The sequence below is a fragment of the Spirillospora sp. NPDC048823 genome, assembly GCF_043198445.1.
GTDB lineage: Bacteria > Actinomycetota > Actinomycetes > Streptosporangiales > Streptosporangiaceae > Spirillospora.
The window spans coordinates 38,071-51,596 of sequence record NZ_JBICUT010000019.1 but is presented as its reverse complement, the minus strand read 5'-3'; the positions used below and the strand labels follow the sequence as shown (position 1 = coordinate 51,596).

General features: G+C 71.3%; 13 protein-coding genes. 7 read left to right on the top strand and 6 right to left on the bottom strand.

The genetic code is table 11. The features are described from left to right. Positions 1 to 4: 4 nt before the first annotated feature. Positions 5 to 409 carry an ATP-binding protein gene (locus ACGFK0_RS32595; protein WP_392911915.1) on the top strand — a complete coding sequence of 135 codons (405 nt, stop codon included), beginning with the start codon at positions 5 to 7 and terminating at the stop codon, positions 407 to 409. A 93-nt stretch (positions 410 to 502) separates the two neighbouring features. Beyond that, positions 503 to 1,003, top strand: a complete 501-nt coding sequence (locus ACGFK0_RS32590) for a hypothetical protein (RefSeq protein WP_392911913.1) — start codon at positions 503 to 505, stop codon at positions 1,001 to 1,003. 22 nt (positions 1,004 to 1,025) lie between these two features. Here the strand turns inward: ACGFK0_RS32590 and ACGFK0_RS32585 are convergent, their stop codons facing one another. The 3 genes from ACGFK0_RS32585 to ACGFK0_RS32575 all read right to left on the bottom strand — a co-directional run bounded on the left by ACGFK0_RS32585 (position 1,026) and on the right by ACGFK0_RS32575 (position 4,205). Continuing rightward, positions 1,026 to 2,093: a sugar phosphate nucleotidyltransferase gene (locus tag ACGFK0_RS32585; protein WP_392911911.1), complete on the bottom strand. Its 1,068-nt coding sequence runs from the start codon at positions 2,091 to 2,093 to the stop codon at positions 1,026 to 1,028. Positions 2,094 to 2,131: 38 nt separating this feature from the next. Then, on the bottom strand, positions 2,132 to 3,289 hold the full coding sequence (locus ACGFK0_RS32580; protein WP_392911909.1) for a glycosyltransferase family 4 protein: 1,158 nt from the start codon (positions 3,287 to 3,289) through the stop codon (positions 2,132 to 2,134). Between the two features lie 211 nt (positions 3,290 to 3,500). Further along, positions 3,501 to 4,205, bottom strand: a complete 705-nt coding sequence (locus ACGFK0_RS32575) for a class I SAM-dependent methyltransferase (RefSeq protein WP_392911907.1) — start codon at positions 4,203 to 4,205, stop codon at positions 3,501 to 3,503. A 65-nt stretch (positions 4,206 to 4,270) separates the two neighbouring features. Between ACGFK0_RS32575 and ACGFK0_RS32570 the strand changes: the two genes are divergently transcribed. Together ACGFK0_RS32570 and trxA are read left to right on the top strand one after the other, a co-directional pair. Beyond that, positions 4,271 to 5,239, top strand: a complete 969-nt coding sequence (locus ACGFK0_RS32570; RefSeq protein WP_392912139.1) for a lysylphosphatidylglycerol synthase transmembrane domain-containing protein — start codon at positions 4,271 to 4,273, stop codon at positions 5,237 to 5,239. Then, on the top strand, positions 5,236 to 5,559 hold the full coding sequence (trxA, locus tag ACGFK0_RS32565) for a thioredoxin (protein WP_392911905.1): 324 nt from the start codon (positions 5,236 to 5,238) through the stop codon (positions 5,557 to 5,559). The genes ACGFK0_RS32570 and trxA overlap by 4 nt, the downstream gene beginning before the upstream one ends. On the opposite strand, the gene ACGFK0_RS32560 is transcribed toward trxA, so the two are convergent. Genes ACGFK0_RS32560 through ACGFK0_RS32550 form a run of 3 tightly spaced genes read right to left on the bottom strand, consistent with a single transcriptional unit; the run spans position 5,540 to position 9,836 of the window. Beyond that, on the bottom strand, positions 5,540 to 6,658 hold the full coding sequence (locus ACGFK0_RS32560; protein ID WP_392911903.1) for a glycosyltransferase family 4 protein: 1,119 nt from the start codon (positions 6,656 to 6,658) through the stop codon (positions 5,540 to 5,542). The genes trxA and ACGFK0_RS32560 overlap by 20 nt on opposite strands. 4 nt (positions 6,659 to 6,662) lie before the next feature. After that, complete coding sequence (locus tag ACGFK0_RS32555; protein ID WP_392911901.1) at positions 6,663 to 7,703, bottom strand: glycosyltransferase family 2 protein; 1,041 nt, start codon at positions 7,701 to 7,703, stop codon at positions 6,663 to 6,665. A 39-nt stretch (positions 7,704 to 7,742) separates the two neighbouring features. Beyond that, the gene (locus ACGFK0_RS32550) at positions 7,743 to 9,836 is read right to left on the bottom strand and encodes a hypothetical protein (RefSeq protein ID WP_392911899.1); all 2,094 of its coding nucleotides are present in this window, start codon (positions 9,834 to 9,836) and stop codon (positions 7,743 to 7,745) included. A 104-nt stretch (positions 9,837 to 9,940) separates the two neighbouring features. Between ACGFK0_RS32550 and ACGFK0_RS32545 the strand changes: the two genes are divergently transcribed. The 3 genes from ACGFK0_RS32545 (at position 9,941) to ACGFK0_RS32535 (ending at position 13,482) form a co-directional block, all read left to right on the top strand. After that, positions 9,941 to 10,813: a TIGR03089 family protein gene (locus ACGFK0_RS32545; RefSeq protein WP_392911897.1), complete on the top strand. Its 873-nt coding sequence runs from the start codon at positions 9,941 to 9,943 to the stop codon at positions 10,811 to 10,813. A gap of 111 nt (positions 10,814 to 10,924) precedes the next feature. After that, positions 10,925 to 12,346 (top strand): LCP family protein, encoded by a 1,422-nt coding sequence (locus ACGFK0_RS32540; protein ID WP_392911895.1) that lies wholly within the window; start codon positions 10,925 to 10,927, stop codon positions 12,344 to 12,346. 11 nt (positions 12,347 to 12,357) lie between these two features. Beyond that, positions 12,358 to 13,482 carry an acyltransferase family protein gene (locus ACGFK0_RS32535; protein ID WP_392911893.1) on the top strand — a complete coding sequence of 375 codons (1,125 nt, stop codon included), beginning with the start codon at positions 12,358 to 12,360 and terminating at the stop codon, positions 13,480 to 13,482. Positions 13,483 to 13,526: the final 44 nt, after the last annotated feature.

The following is a 13,526-nucleotide window of genomic DNA, read 5'->3' as shown; positions in this document are numbered from 1 at the left end:
CGAGGTGTCGATCACTGTGCGACAACACGATGCTCGCGAGGAGTTCCGATGGGACCTGTTCCCAGTCCCGTCCTCGGTGGGTCTGGGCCGTGACCTGGCCGAGGTCCACCTGAACAAGTGGGGACTAGCGGCCATGGCCGACGACGTGACCCTCATCGTGAGCGAACTGCTCACCAACGCGATCGCGGCCGGTCATGGCATGGTCACGATGCGACTGCTAATCGACCCCGAAGCGCTGACCATCGAAGTCACGGACTCCTCTCCCAGCCGTCCCCGCCGCAAGCGGGCGACGGCGAACGACATCGGCGGCCGGGGCCTGCAGATCATCGAGTTCCTGGCCGAGAGCTGGGGCGACCGGCCGTCCCCGGCCGGAGGCAAGGTCGTGTGGGCCAGGTGCCCGCTCCCATGAACCCACACGAACGCCGGCGTGTGGATCTCCTCGCCTCCGTACAGCTCCTCGTAGACCTCGCGGAGGAAGTTGTGGAAGCCAGAGACCAGCTATGTGCAGCCCGGCCTGCTGGAAACCCAGCACGCCGACGTCCTACGCCGTCTGGGCGACCTGACCGCCGCCCAGGCCTACGTCGAGGAGTCCGTCCGCACCGGGAATGCGACGCACCTTCGAGGCCAAGCCCACCGCTTGGCGACGCTCGCCCAGGTCCAAGGGGAGCGCGGCAGCGCCGATGAGGCCGCCGCGACAGGGCAACGGATGCTGGAACCCCGCTGCTGCGGCGGCTCGCGAGGTAGAGGAGGAGACCGGCTGGCGGCCAGGTCCATGGAGCCACTGACGGTCGTCCATCCCACCCCGGGGATCTCCGACTCGCGGCATCACATCTTCTTGGCCTGCGGCGCCACCCATATCGGCGTTCCTGTGGATGACTGGGAGGCCGAGCGCATTGAGTGGGTGCCGCTCGCCGACATTCAGGGACTTGTCGAGGCCGGTGAGATCGTGAGCGGAACGAGCATGGCGGCGCTGCTGCTGGCGGCTGCGCGCCGCAAGCTGTAGCGCCGCCGGGTTGATACGGAAGTCAGGCGTCGGCGGAGAAGCGGACGGCGGTCGGGGGGAGTTCGATGCCGGGCCATACGCGCAGGCCGTGGCGGAGTTCGTTGCCGGGGCCCACGACCGCACCGTCACCGAGGACGACACCGTCCAGGACGGCCCCGGGGCCGACGCGGGCGCCCCGGCTGAGGACCGAATCGCGGACCGTCGCGCCCTCGGCGACGAACGCGTCGTCCAAGAGCACGCTGCCGATCACGGTGGCCCCGGCCTCGACCACGGCGTTGCGGCCGACGGTCGTGCCGCCGCGGACGACCGCGCCCGGGGCGACGCTCGCGCCGGTGAGGGTGAGCCGCTCGCCCGGCGTGCCCGGCATCGCCGGGGAGACGAGCGTCCCGAGGACCAGGTCGCGGGAGCCTTGGACGAACGCCTCGGGGGTGCCGACGTCCAGCCAGTAGCTGGATTCCACGTGGCCCATGACGACGGCACCGGACTCGATGAGGGCCGGGAACGTCTCCCGCTCGACGGACACGACCTCGTCCTCGGGGATCGCGTCGATCGCCGAGCGGCGGAAGACGTAGCAGCCGGCGTTGATCTGGTTGGTCACCGGATGGGGGGTCTTCTCCAGGAAGGCGGTGACGCGGCCCTGGTCGTCGGTGGGGACGCAGCCGAAGCGGGACGGGTCGTCGACCTCGGTCAGGTGGAGCGTCACCGCGGCGCCGGCCTGCTCGTGCAGTTTGACCTGGGCGCGGACGTCGTGCCCGGACAGGATGTCGCCGTTGAGGATCAGGACCGGGTCGTCGGGGCCGCAGGTCAGGGCACGCGCGGCGTTGCGGATGGCGCCGCCGGTACCGAGCGGCTCGTCCTCGCTCACATAGGCCAGGTCGACGCCGTGCGCGCGGGTGCCGAACGCCGCCTCGAACATCTCGGCGCGGTAGGACGTGGCGAACACGATGCGGGTGACGCCCTCGGCGTGCGCCCGGGCCAGCTGGTGGGCGAGGAACGCCACACCGGCCGTGGGGAGCAGGGGCTTGGGGGTGGAGATGGTGAGGGGGCGCAGGCGGGTGCCCTGGCCTCCCACCAGCAGGATCGCTTCCACTCGGTTCCTCTCTCCACCGGGGCGTGGTGCGAGCGAGCCTAGTGGGTGCGGGAGCCTCGGGATTCTTCGTGCTGGTCGACGGCTCGCCGGTAGGAGGCCAGGTGCGCCTCCGCGGACGCCGACCAGGAGAACTGCCGCGAGCGGACGTGGGCGGCGTCGGCGAGTTCGGCGCGGCGGGACGGGGCGTCGATGAGGGCGTCGAGGGCCGCGCCGATGCCGGGCGGGTCGGGTTCGGTGTAGGCGACCGCGTCGCCGCCCACCTCGGGAAGGGGCCCGCGGCGGGTCGTGAGGACGGGCGCGCCGCAGGCCATGGCCTCCAGGACGGGGAGGCCGAAGCCCTCGCCGCGGCTGGGGAGGGCGACGACCAGGGCGCCGCCGAAGAACCCGGGGAGGGACGGCCAGGGCAGGTAGCCGGGACGCACGACGCGCAGGTCCAGCGGGACGGTGGCGAGGGCGGCGTCGACCTCGTCGTCCCAGCCTCCGCCGCCCGCGAGGACGAGCGCCGGGGCGTCCGGGCGGTCCGCGCAGGACCGCACCCAGCCGCGGATCAGGTTCGGGACGTTCTTGCGCGGCTCCAGCGCGCCCAGGTAGGCGACGTAGGGGCGGCCGTGCAGGCCCAGGCGGTCGGAGACGTGCTTGATCTCGGCCTCGGAGGGCCTGTGGAACACCTTGTGGTCGACGCCGTGGTAGGCGACGTCGATGTTCGCGGGGTCGGCGGCCAGCAGCCGGACGAGTTCGTCGCGGGTCGCGCGGGACGGGGCGATCAGCCGGGTCGCGCGGCGGGCGGCGGTGCGGATCGCCGACTTGATGTAGGTGGTGCGGACCGGGTCGTGCGCCTCCGGTTCGGCGAACTGCGTCACGTCGTGGATCGTCACCACCGTGGGCAGCGCCGCGCTCACCGGCATCGTGTAGGTGGGCAGGTGGATGACGTCCGCGGCGACCTGCTCGGCGACGTGCGGGAGGCCCGACTGCTCCCACGCCAGGCGGGTGGCGCGGTGCGACAGGGCCGCCGGGCCGGCGACGATCCGCGCTCGGGGGACAAGGCCCCCGTAGCGTTCCTCGTCCGCGCGCTGGCAGACGACCGCCAGGTCCGCGCCCTGTGCGTGCAGGGCGCACAGCAGCCCGTCGACGTACCGCCCGAGCCCGCCGCGGTCGGCCGGCACGGCGGTGGCGTCGAGCAGAATCCGAGGCGCCATGGTCGCTCCCCCTCTCGCGGTGGCGTAGATCACTTTTTACTCTTCGAGCCTACGCCCGTGCGCACCCCACTCGGGGCACGTCGTTCAGCGCGTTTCCATCCGGGGGCCGCCCTGCCCCCCCGGAGAACTACCTGTCAATGTGGGGGCCGCCCCCCACACCCCCGGAGAACTACCTGTCAATGTGGGGGCCGCCCCCCACACCCCCGGAGAACTACCTTTTGCGCGCATGGATCAGGACGATGCTGCCGCGTTCGTTCGGGGCCTTGCGGTCGGCGAGGGCGACGAGGGGCGTCAAAGGCGCGGCGGCGTTGAAGCCGACCTTGCCGCCGTAGGTGGAAAGCGACAGGTAGAGGCGTTCCGTGGCGGCCGTGCGGAACTGGTAGCTGTGCCGGACGAGGTCCAGGCCCCGCTCGTCCATCAGCTTGCCGAGGCTGTCGTGGGTGTAGGTGTGCTGGACGTGGTACTTGGCCTTGTGCGCGTCGCGCAGCTTCGGCCACGTGTCGGCGCGGCTCAGCACGTCGGCGGACATGAAGACGTCGCCACCGGGCTTGAGGACCCGCGCCATCTCGTCCAGGGATTTTCCGCCGTCGTCGAAGTGCTCGATCGCGCAGACGGACAGGATCGCGTCGAACGAGCCGTCGCCGAACGGCAGGCGCAGCGCGTCGCATTCGATCAGGGCGGGCGCGTGGGCGAGCGTCCGCCCGTACACCATCTTGGTGCGGGCGAGGTCGATCGAGACCGCGTCGGCGCCGCGTCTGCGCGCCCGTCCCGCCCAGTAGCCGTCGCCGCCGGCGACGTCGAGGACGCGCCGGCCGCGCAGGTCCCGCCCCATCCAGCCGAGGAGCGTCCCCGCCTCGCGGTACCGGCACACGTGTACCTGGTGGCCCATGAAGGCGACCACATCCGAGATCTTCATCGTTCCCAACTGTAGGCCGCGCGGACGGCTGCGATGTCGTGTTCGCCTACGCTGGGCGCGTGAAGATGAAGGTCGTCGCCGTGCGGGCGTTGCGCGTGTTCCTCGTGGTGCTCGCGCTGGCGTTCTGCGCCTACAGCGTGGCCTCCCAGTGGGACGCGACGGTGGACGCGTTCCAGCAGATGTCCTGGGTGGCGCTGGCCGCGGCGCTCGCCGTGGGCCTGGCCGGCCTTTTCGTCTGGATGCTCGGATGGCGGGAGTTCCTCAGCGGCCTCGGGTCGCCGCTGCCGGTGCGCGCCATCTTCCGGATCTCCGGGATCTCCCAGCTCGGCAAGTACGTCCCCGGCAAGGTGTGGGCGCTGGTGACGCAGATCGAGATGACGCGGGAGCACGACGTGCCGCCCGAGCGCAGCTTCGGGTCGACGCTGCTGGCGGTGGCGACGTCCACGGCGTGCGGGCTGGCGGTCGCGGCGGTGACGCTGCCGCTGACGTCGGTGGCGGCGCGGGAGACGTACTGGTTCCTGTTCCCGCTGGCGCCCGTCCTGCTGATCCTGCTCCACCCGAAGATCGTGACGTGGTCCCTGGGACTGATGCTCAGGATCATCCGGCGGCCGCCGCTGGAGCGTCCGGTGAGCCTGGGCGTGACGCTCAGGGCCGTCGGCTGGACGGTCCTCGGCTGGGTCCTGTTCGGCGTGCACACCTGGCTGCTGTGCATGGCCGTGGGAGGCGACGGGAAGGGCCTGCCGTTCCTCGCGACGGGCGCGTACGCGCTGGCGTTCGTCGCCGGGTTCCTCGTCTTCATCGCGCCGGGCGGCATCGGGGCGCGGGAGGCCGCGCTGACGGTGGTGCTGACGCCCGTGCTGCCCGCGGGCGCGCCGGTCGTCGTCGCGATCGCGTCCCGGGTGCTGCTGACCGCCGCCGACCTGATCAACGCGGGGGTCGCGTTGCTGCTCGGGCGCACGACGCCGGGCTCGGGGAATGAACCGCCGCCCAAGGAGCTTGTGAGGGGAACGCAGCCAACGAAGGAGGGACCGTGACGGCCCCAGTCACCGTGACCGACGCGACGTTCGCGGATGAGGTCCTCAGCAGCGACACCCCGGTACTGGTCGACTTCTGGGCCGACTGGTGCGGGCCCTGCCGCATGATCGCCCCGGTGCTCGAACAGATCGCCGCGGAGCAGGACGGCAAGATCAAGATCGCCAAGCTGGACTACGACGCGAACCCCGAGACGCCGAACAAGTACAACGTGATGGGCCTCCCGACGCTGCTGCTCTACAAGGACGGCGAGGTCGTCGAGCAGATCGTCGGCGCCAAGCCCAAGCGCGCCCTGATGAAGGTCATCGAACCCCACCTGTGAGCGCGTCGCCTGTGAGCGCGTCGAGATAGGCGGCCCACACCGGGCCGTGGTCGGCCGGGCGGACGCCGGAGCGCAGCCGCTCCGGCTCCCCCGGTGCGTAGAACCGGCCCAGCGCGTCCGTGAGGGACGCCACGTCGCCGGGTGCGCAGATCAGGCCGTCGACGCCGTCGCGGACCTGGTCCGCGAACCCGCCGGCGTCGGTGGCGATCACCGGCAGGCCGTACTCGTGGGCCATCCACACGTTCTGCGACGCGGTGGCCGTCCGGTACGGCAGGACGAGCGCGTCGGCGGCGGCGAACAGCCCCGGGACGTCGGCGGCCGGGACGTAACCCGGGCGCAGCTCCACCCGCGAGGCCAGGTCCAGCGACCGGACGAGCTCGCGCGTCTCGTCCAGCCCTCCCCAGAACTCGCCCGCGACGGTCAGCGCCACGTCGTCCGGGCCTTCGGCGAGGGCGCGCAGCAGGACGTCCAGCCCCTTGTACGGGCGGACGATCCCGAAGAACAGCAGCCGGCGCCGCACCTTTCCGCCGCCCCCGTCGCCGGACGGGCGGGCGGCCGCCACGGGCAGGTGCGCGGGCATCTCCGCGACCCTCACGGGACGCCCGGTGAGCGTGCGCGCCAGTTCCGCCTGCGCCTCGGAATGGACGAGGACACCGTCGGACTTCCGCAGCAGCCGTCTCATCAGCGGCTCGTCGTACGGCTTGCGTTCGTGCGGCAGGACGTTGTGGCACAGCGCCACCACCGGGGCGCCGCGCCGGAGCCCCGACAGGATGCCCAGGTAGGACGGCACCTGAACCGGGCTCAGCACCGCGAGGACGACGAGATCGCAGGCGCGCAGGCCGCGGCCGGTGCGCCACCAGCCGTCCGGGCGGCGCCAGTCGAGCCGGTGCCGGGTGCCGGGGAACGGCTCCCCCTCCGGCTCGGAGATCGTCTGCTGCCCCGGGTACAGGAACCCCGGGTACTGGGCGCGCCACGACTCGATGACCACGTCGTGGCCCGCGGCGGCCAGCCGGTGCGCCAGCTCCGTGGTGTGGTGGGCCCCGCCGCCCTTGTAGGGGAACGCGGGCCCGACGATGGCGATCCGCCGTTTTCCGGGCATCCCGCTAGACGTCGCCGCGCGACCGGACGATCAGGTCGGCGAGCAGCGCCAGGGACGCGATGATCAGCCCCGTCACGAAGATCATGATGGTGTTGTTGGCGAAGTAGCCGAAGTGCACCACCATGTCGAACACGCCCTTGAGCAGCCCGATCACGATCAGCCACAGCGCGGGCGGCATCAGCACCTTGAGCGGGTTGAAGTACATGACCATCCGCAGCACCTGCAGGATGTAGCGGTAGGCGTCCTTGGTGAAGTGGAACTTGGACTTCCCGGCCCGCTTGGCGTAGTCGATCGGCATGTAGTGCACCGGGTGCTGGTTCGACAGGAACGCGATCGTGATCGTCGTGACGCAGGAGAACCCGGGCGGCAGCAGCCGCAGGTACGGCAGCGACACCTCGCGGCGGAACGCGCGCAGCCCCGAGTTCAGGTCGGGGATCCTGCTGTTGGTGAGCCGCTCGGCGACCTTGCGGATGAACCACTTGGCGGGCACCCGCAGCGCCTTGTGCGAGCCCTCCTCGCTCGTGCGCGCCCCCACGACCTGGTCGACGGACGGGTCGGTGTCCAGGAGGTCCACGAGCTCGGGGATCCGCTCGTTGGGGTAGGACATGTCGGCGTCCGTCCACACGACGATCTCGCCGCGGGCCTGCTGGGAGCCGATGCGCCGCACCGTGCCCGACCCGCTGTTGTGCTGGAACGCGATGACCCGCATGTGCGGGAAGCGGGGTGCCGCCTCCCGCAGCCGCGCGAGCGTCGCGTCGGTCGAGCAGTCGTCGACGGCCAGCAGCTCGTAGGTCTTGCCGCCGCCGTCCATGGCCGCGCAGATGCGCTCGACCTCGTCGATCACGTGGTCCTGCTCGTTGTAGCAGGGCAGCACGATCGTGACGTGGACCGGGCCGGACTCCGGCTCGGCCCGCTCCGGCGCGGGCCCGGGCTCGGGCTCGGGTGGCGAGACCTGGGACGCCGGGGCCTGTGGCCCGGGCGGGGCCTCGGGAGCGGGCTGGGCCATCGTCTCGGCGGACTGGGTCTCGGCAGACTGGGTGCTCACGCAGCGCGAGGATACTCGCCCCGGCGCGCTTGGGCCGCCTCAAGCCGGGGAGGGCTCGGCGATCCAGACCTCCATGGCGAGCCCCCAGGTGCTGCCGGGCGGCTCGGTGAGCGTGCGCCCGTCCTGCCGGGTCTTCAGCGACAGGACCCGGGACGGCCGCCCGTACGGGGCCACGTCCCTCGCCTTCGCCCCCATGATCACCGGGCGGCGTCCGGCCTCCCGGACCTTGTAGATGACGCGCCGCAGGTCGGCGGGTGTGGCGGCGTCGGTCGTGCGCGCGGCGGGCACCCCGCACATGCCGCGGACGACCTGCAGGAACCGCTCGGCGGTGGAGCGTTCGACGACCACGACGGAGTCGCCCGGCTTCAGCGCGTCGCACATCCCGTCGACGGCGGCCACCTCGTGCTGCTCCGTCCTGGTCACCAGGTAGCCGCCGGACGTCAGCACGACCGGCACCAGCATCAGCGCGACACCGGCGATGGCGCCGGTCCGCATCGCCCGCGGCGAGTAGCCGAGCCGGCGGACGCGCCGCACCGTCCACGCCGACGCGAACACGGTGAACAGCAGCAGGCCGGGGATGACGAGGCCGATCAGCCGGCGGGACGCCCACGGATGGTCGGGGGTGATCCCCGGCCGGATCAGCACCTGCGTCGTCGTCCAGACGATCATCGCGTAGGGCAGCAGCCACTCCGGGGACCGCCCGCGCATCAGCCGCCGCACCAGCAACGCCGCACCGAACGTCGCGAACAGCAGCGCCGGGACGCCGATGTACCAGGCGACCCAGTGGAGGGAGTTCTCCGAGTACTGGCGGGTGCCGTCGACCGGAAGTTCCTGGATCCGCTGGATCGTCTCGATGAAGCGGACGTTCATCTCGTCGTCCTGCGTGGCCGGGGGGCGGCGGACGGTCTGCACCAGCGGCCGGAGCGCGAACCCCAGCATCACCAGGACGGTCAGGACGGCCGCCGCCCCCGGCAGCCGGCCGCGCGCGACCGCCGCCCCGGCGCGGCGCAGCCGCGACCCCGTCACGTCCCAGCGCAGCAGCACCACCATGACCGTCGTCGCCACGAGGATCGCCACCGTGATGGCCAGCAGCGGCGCGAGCGACGCGTACAGGTAGGCCAGGTACGGCAGGGACAGCGTGAAGCCCTCGGTCAGCCCGGCGCCGGCGCCGAGCAGCAGGCCGGCGGCCGTCCAGTAGCCGATCCACCGTGTGCGCGCCACGCAGAACCCGGCGAAGACGAGGACCGGGAGGACGTCCCGCAGCCCGTCGATGCGGACCAGGACGATGAGGCCGAGCGCCAGGCCCGCGAGGAACGCCTTCAGGTCGGCGTGCCGTCCCGTCTCGCGCCGGGAGTCGTGCATCAGCGACAGCCCGCCCAGCAGCAGGACGATCGCGGGCAGTTCGCTGAAGGTGCTGCGGGACACGTAGAGCATCGGCAGCGTCAGCGCCAGGAGCAGCGCGCCCGCCGGAGCCCAGCGGGGCCCGACGAGGCGGGCGACCAGACCGGCGAACGTGAGCACGCAGCACGCGCCGAGCAGCGGCGCCATCAGCAGGATGCCGTGGGTGCCGCCGATCCAGCCGCCGGGCGCCAGCACCAGGGGCAGCCCCGCCATGAACTGGGGGACGATCGCGCCGTCGTGCTGGTAGAAGGCGGGGCTCTCGAAGAAGAGGACGCCGTCGGGGCCGCCGAACGCCTGCTCCATCAGCGGGATCGGCAGCGACCCGTGCTCGGCCAGCCACGTCGCGAACTGCACGTAGGAGGCCGGGTCGCGGCGGACGATGATCTGCTCCGAGCTCATGACGATCTGGAGCACCAGGAACGCCGCCGTGATGCCGAGGACGGCGGCGACGGTCCACCACGGCACCGCGTCCCCGGCGCCGCGGGTGTCGTCACGTGCGTCGTCGGTGGCGCCGGTGCCGGTGTCATCGCCGGTGTCATCGCCGGCGTCGGTGCGCGGCCGGGACCGCAGGCCCAGCCACAGCACCAGGGCCGCCGCGGGCACGAACAGCGCGACCGCCGGGACCGGGCGGAACACGCCCGCCATCAGCAGCGGCAGCGACACGGCCGGCCACGCCACGATGAGCAGCGCCGGGATCACGGTCACCCGCACGAGTAGCCGACCCGCGTTCATGTTCTCGCCTCGTGCTCGTCCGTCGACTCGTTCACCCGTGCGGAGCGTAGCGGTACCGGCAGGGTGCCGCCCCGCGCTTGATCATGTGGGCATACGCTCGGCCCATGAGCGCACACGCCGGGAACGCGGCCGGGCCCGCGGAGCTGCTGCGGCGGCGGGTGGCGGACGACCCGTCCAACCCGCTGGTGACCTTCTTCGACGACGCGAGCGGCGAACGGGTCGAACTGTCCGCGCGCACGTTCGACAACTGGGTGGCCAAGACGGCGAACTTCCTGGTGGACGGGCTGGCCGCCGAGCCGGGCACGCGGGTCGTGCTCGTCCTGCCGCCGCACTGGCAGACCGCGGTGTGGCTGATGGCCTGCTGGTCCGCCGGGCTCGTGGTGGAGCCGGTCGACCCGGAGACGTTCCGGCGCCGCGGCGCTTCCGAGGCGGCGGGCGCCGCCGAACCGATCGGGGCGGCGGGGCCGTACATCCTGGCGGCGGCGCAGGAGGTGCTGGACGACGTGATCACCGACGAGGTGCTGTCGGGCGGGGCCGAGGAGATCGTCGGGTTGTCGCTGCACGCGCTGGGCGGGCCGCTCAGCGAGTGCCCGCCCGGCGTGACCGACTACGCCCTGGAGGTCCGCAGCTACGGCGACCGGTTCGTCCCGGGCCCGGAAGTGACGCCTGAGACGCCCGCGATGAGTGTGACAAAGACCACACTCACCGCCGCGGAACTCGTGGGCGCCGGCCGCGCCGTCGTCGAAGAATGGGAGCTCGACGCACGGGACCGGCTCCTGGTTGACATGTCGTTCGCCACACTCGACGGGGTACTGACGGGCCTGCTTGCACCACTAATCTCGGGTGCTTCCGTCATAATCCAACGAAACTTCGACAAATCGACACTAGATCGTCGTGTGACCGTGGAGCATGTGACGGTGGTCGCCGGTATGCCCGGACCCGATGACGAATCCGGGCACCTGCGACGGCTCGCCTGACCTACGCTCTCCCTTGCCCTCGTCCAGCACCCGACCCCGGAAAGCGGGCGTACGCCTTGTGGGGGACGTCCCCACGCCCCTGGAACTGCCTAGACCCGGACCTCGGAGCCGATGAACAGCAACCCGATGTACATGGAGTACGTCGACGACGTCGATCCCCAACCGGCGCCTCGTCGTGGCTGGCGCATCCTCGGATGGGTGTGCATCGGACTGTCGGTCGTCATGGTCGCCGGATCCCTCGCCGCCTACGGCCTGTACCGCCAGGCGTTCGGGAACATCTCCCACGAGGACGTCAACGCCCAGCTCGGCCCCGACCGGCCGAAGAAGCTGAACGAGGCACTGAACATCCTGCTGCTCGGCTCCGACACCCGCGCGGGCGGCAACGCCAAGTACGGCCGCTCGCTCAAGAACGAACCGCCCCGCTCGGACACGATGATCCTGCTGCACCTGTCCCCCGGCGGCGGCCAGGCGATGGGCATCAGCTTCCCCCGCGACCTGATGGTCCGGATGCCGTCCTGCAAGGGCAGGAACGGCCAGACGATCCCGGCGCAGTCGCGGGCCCAGATCAACTCGGCGTTCACCAACGGCGGCGCGGCGTGCGTCATCAAGACCATCGAGAGCATCTCCAACATCCGCGTCGACCACTTCATGCAGGTCGACTTCAACGGCTTCAAGGCGATCACGTCCGCGATCGGCGGCGTCCCGGTGTGCCTGCCGAAGGCCGTCAACGACCCCAAGTCCAAGCTCAGGCTGTCCAAGGGCAAGCACAACATCAAGGGTGAGCAGGCGCTGGCCTACGTGCGCGTCCGGCACGGCCTCGGCGACGGCTCCGACCTCGACCGCATCAAGCGCCAGCAGAAGTTCATGGGCGCCCTCGCCAGCAAGGCGATGAGCGCGGGCGTGCTCAGCAACCCCAAGAAGCTCATCAGCCTGATGAACGCGGTCACCGAGTCGCTCACCACGGACAAGGAGCTGACGCCGCAGGTCATGATGGACATCGCCCGCGAGATGCAGGGCATGACCTCCGGCAAGCTGCGCTTCGTGACCGTCCCGTCCGGGCCCGACCCTCAGGACCCGAACCGGGTCGCGCTCAGCGACACCGCCCAGCCGTTCTTCGCCGCCGTCCGCAACGACAAGACCGTGCCCAAGGAGCCCAAGCCGGGCGCCACGAAGATCCCGCCGAGCCAGGTGCGGGTGCGGGTCTTCAACGGCAGCGGCATCAACGGCCAGGCGGGCCGCGTCGCGGACGACCTGGAGTCGCAGGGCTTCCAGGTCACGGTCGGCGGCAACGCCCCTTCCGCCACATCCGCCACCAAGGTGCTGTACGGTTCCGGTGCCGACCAGCAGGCGCAGACCCTGGCGGGGCTGATCCCCAGCAAGCCGCAGCCGGCGGCGCGCGGGGAGGGCGGCACGCCGGGCGTCGTCGACCTGGTCATCGGACGGAACTGGACGAACCTGAAGAGCGCCGGCGCGGGGATTCCCAAGCAGCAGGGCGAGATCCGCGCCAGCGACGACATCTGCAAGGAGACCTGACCGGGCAGCCCATGACCTACACCACCAGGCCATCCGGCGCCGAAACGGCACCGCCCCCGCACGGGGCGGCAGCGGCGCCCGGTGGCACCGGGGTGCAGGAGACCCGCCCGCGCAAGCAGCGTGACCCGTTCTTCGACAACGCGAAGTACTTCGCGATTCTGCTGGTGGTGATGGGACACGCCATCGCCAACGTGCGGTCGGACGTCCCCTTCGCCAAGGCCCTGTACATCTTCGTCTACATGTTCCACATGCCGCTGTTCATCGTGATCACCGGCTACCTCTCCAGGAACTGGACGTTCTCCACCGGCAAGGCGCGCAAGCTCATCACCCATGTCGGCGTGCCGTACGTGACGTTCGAGATCGCCTACGCGCTGTTCGCCTGGCTGGCGGGCGGGGAGAGGCTGGAGTTCAGCCTGCTCCAGCCGTACTGGCTCATGTGGTTCATGTGCGCGCTCTTCCTCTGGCGCCTGTCCACGCCGGTGTGGCAGCAGGTCCGCTGGCCGCTCGCGCTGGCCGTGGCGTTCTCGCTGCTGTCCTACATGAGCGACCTCGGCGGGGCGTTCAACATCCACCGGGTGCTCGGTCTCCTGCCGCTGTTCGTCCTCGGCCTCTCGCTGAAGCCCGAGCACTTCGAGATCCTCAAGAGGCCGATCGCCCGGCCCATCGGCGCCGCCGTGCTGGCCGGCGGGCTGGCCGTCGCGTTCTTCGCCAAGGACCGCATGTCGGAGGACTGGGTCTACTGGAAGAACCCGTACGCCGAACTCGGCGTCGGCAACGCCGCGGGCACCGTGATGATCTCGGCCATGTTCATCTGCGCGGTGGTGCTGGTCGCCGCGTTCCTCGCCGTCGTGCCCCGCAAGCGCTACTGGTTCAGCGCACTCGGCGCCACGACGCTGTACACGTACCTGCTGCACGGGTTCGTCGTCCGGCTGCTGGACTACGCCGGCTGGTGGGAGGCGGCCTGGATGCACACGCTTCCGGGGACGTTCGTCATCATCGCCGCCTCCGCCGCCGTCGGCACCGCACTGTGCGCCGGCCCGGTCGTCCGCACCATGAACTGGGCCCTGGAGCCCAGGATGACGTGGGCCTTCACTCCGCTGCGCCGGCCTGACGGCCGCCCCGGGCGACTCCGGTGAGATAAGCGGTAACCACGTAGAGCGAGCATCGGTCGGATACCATC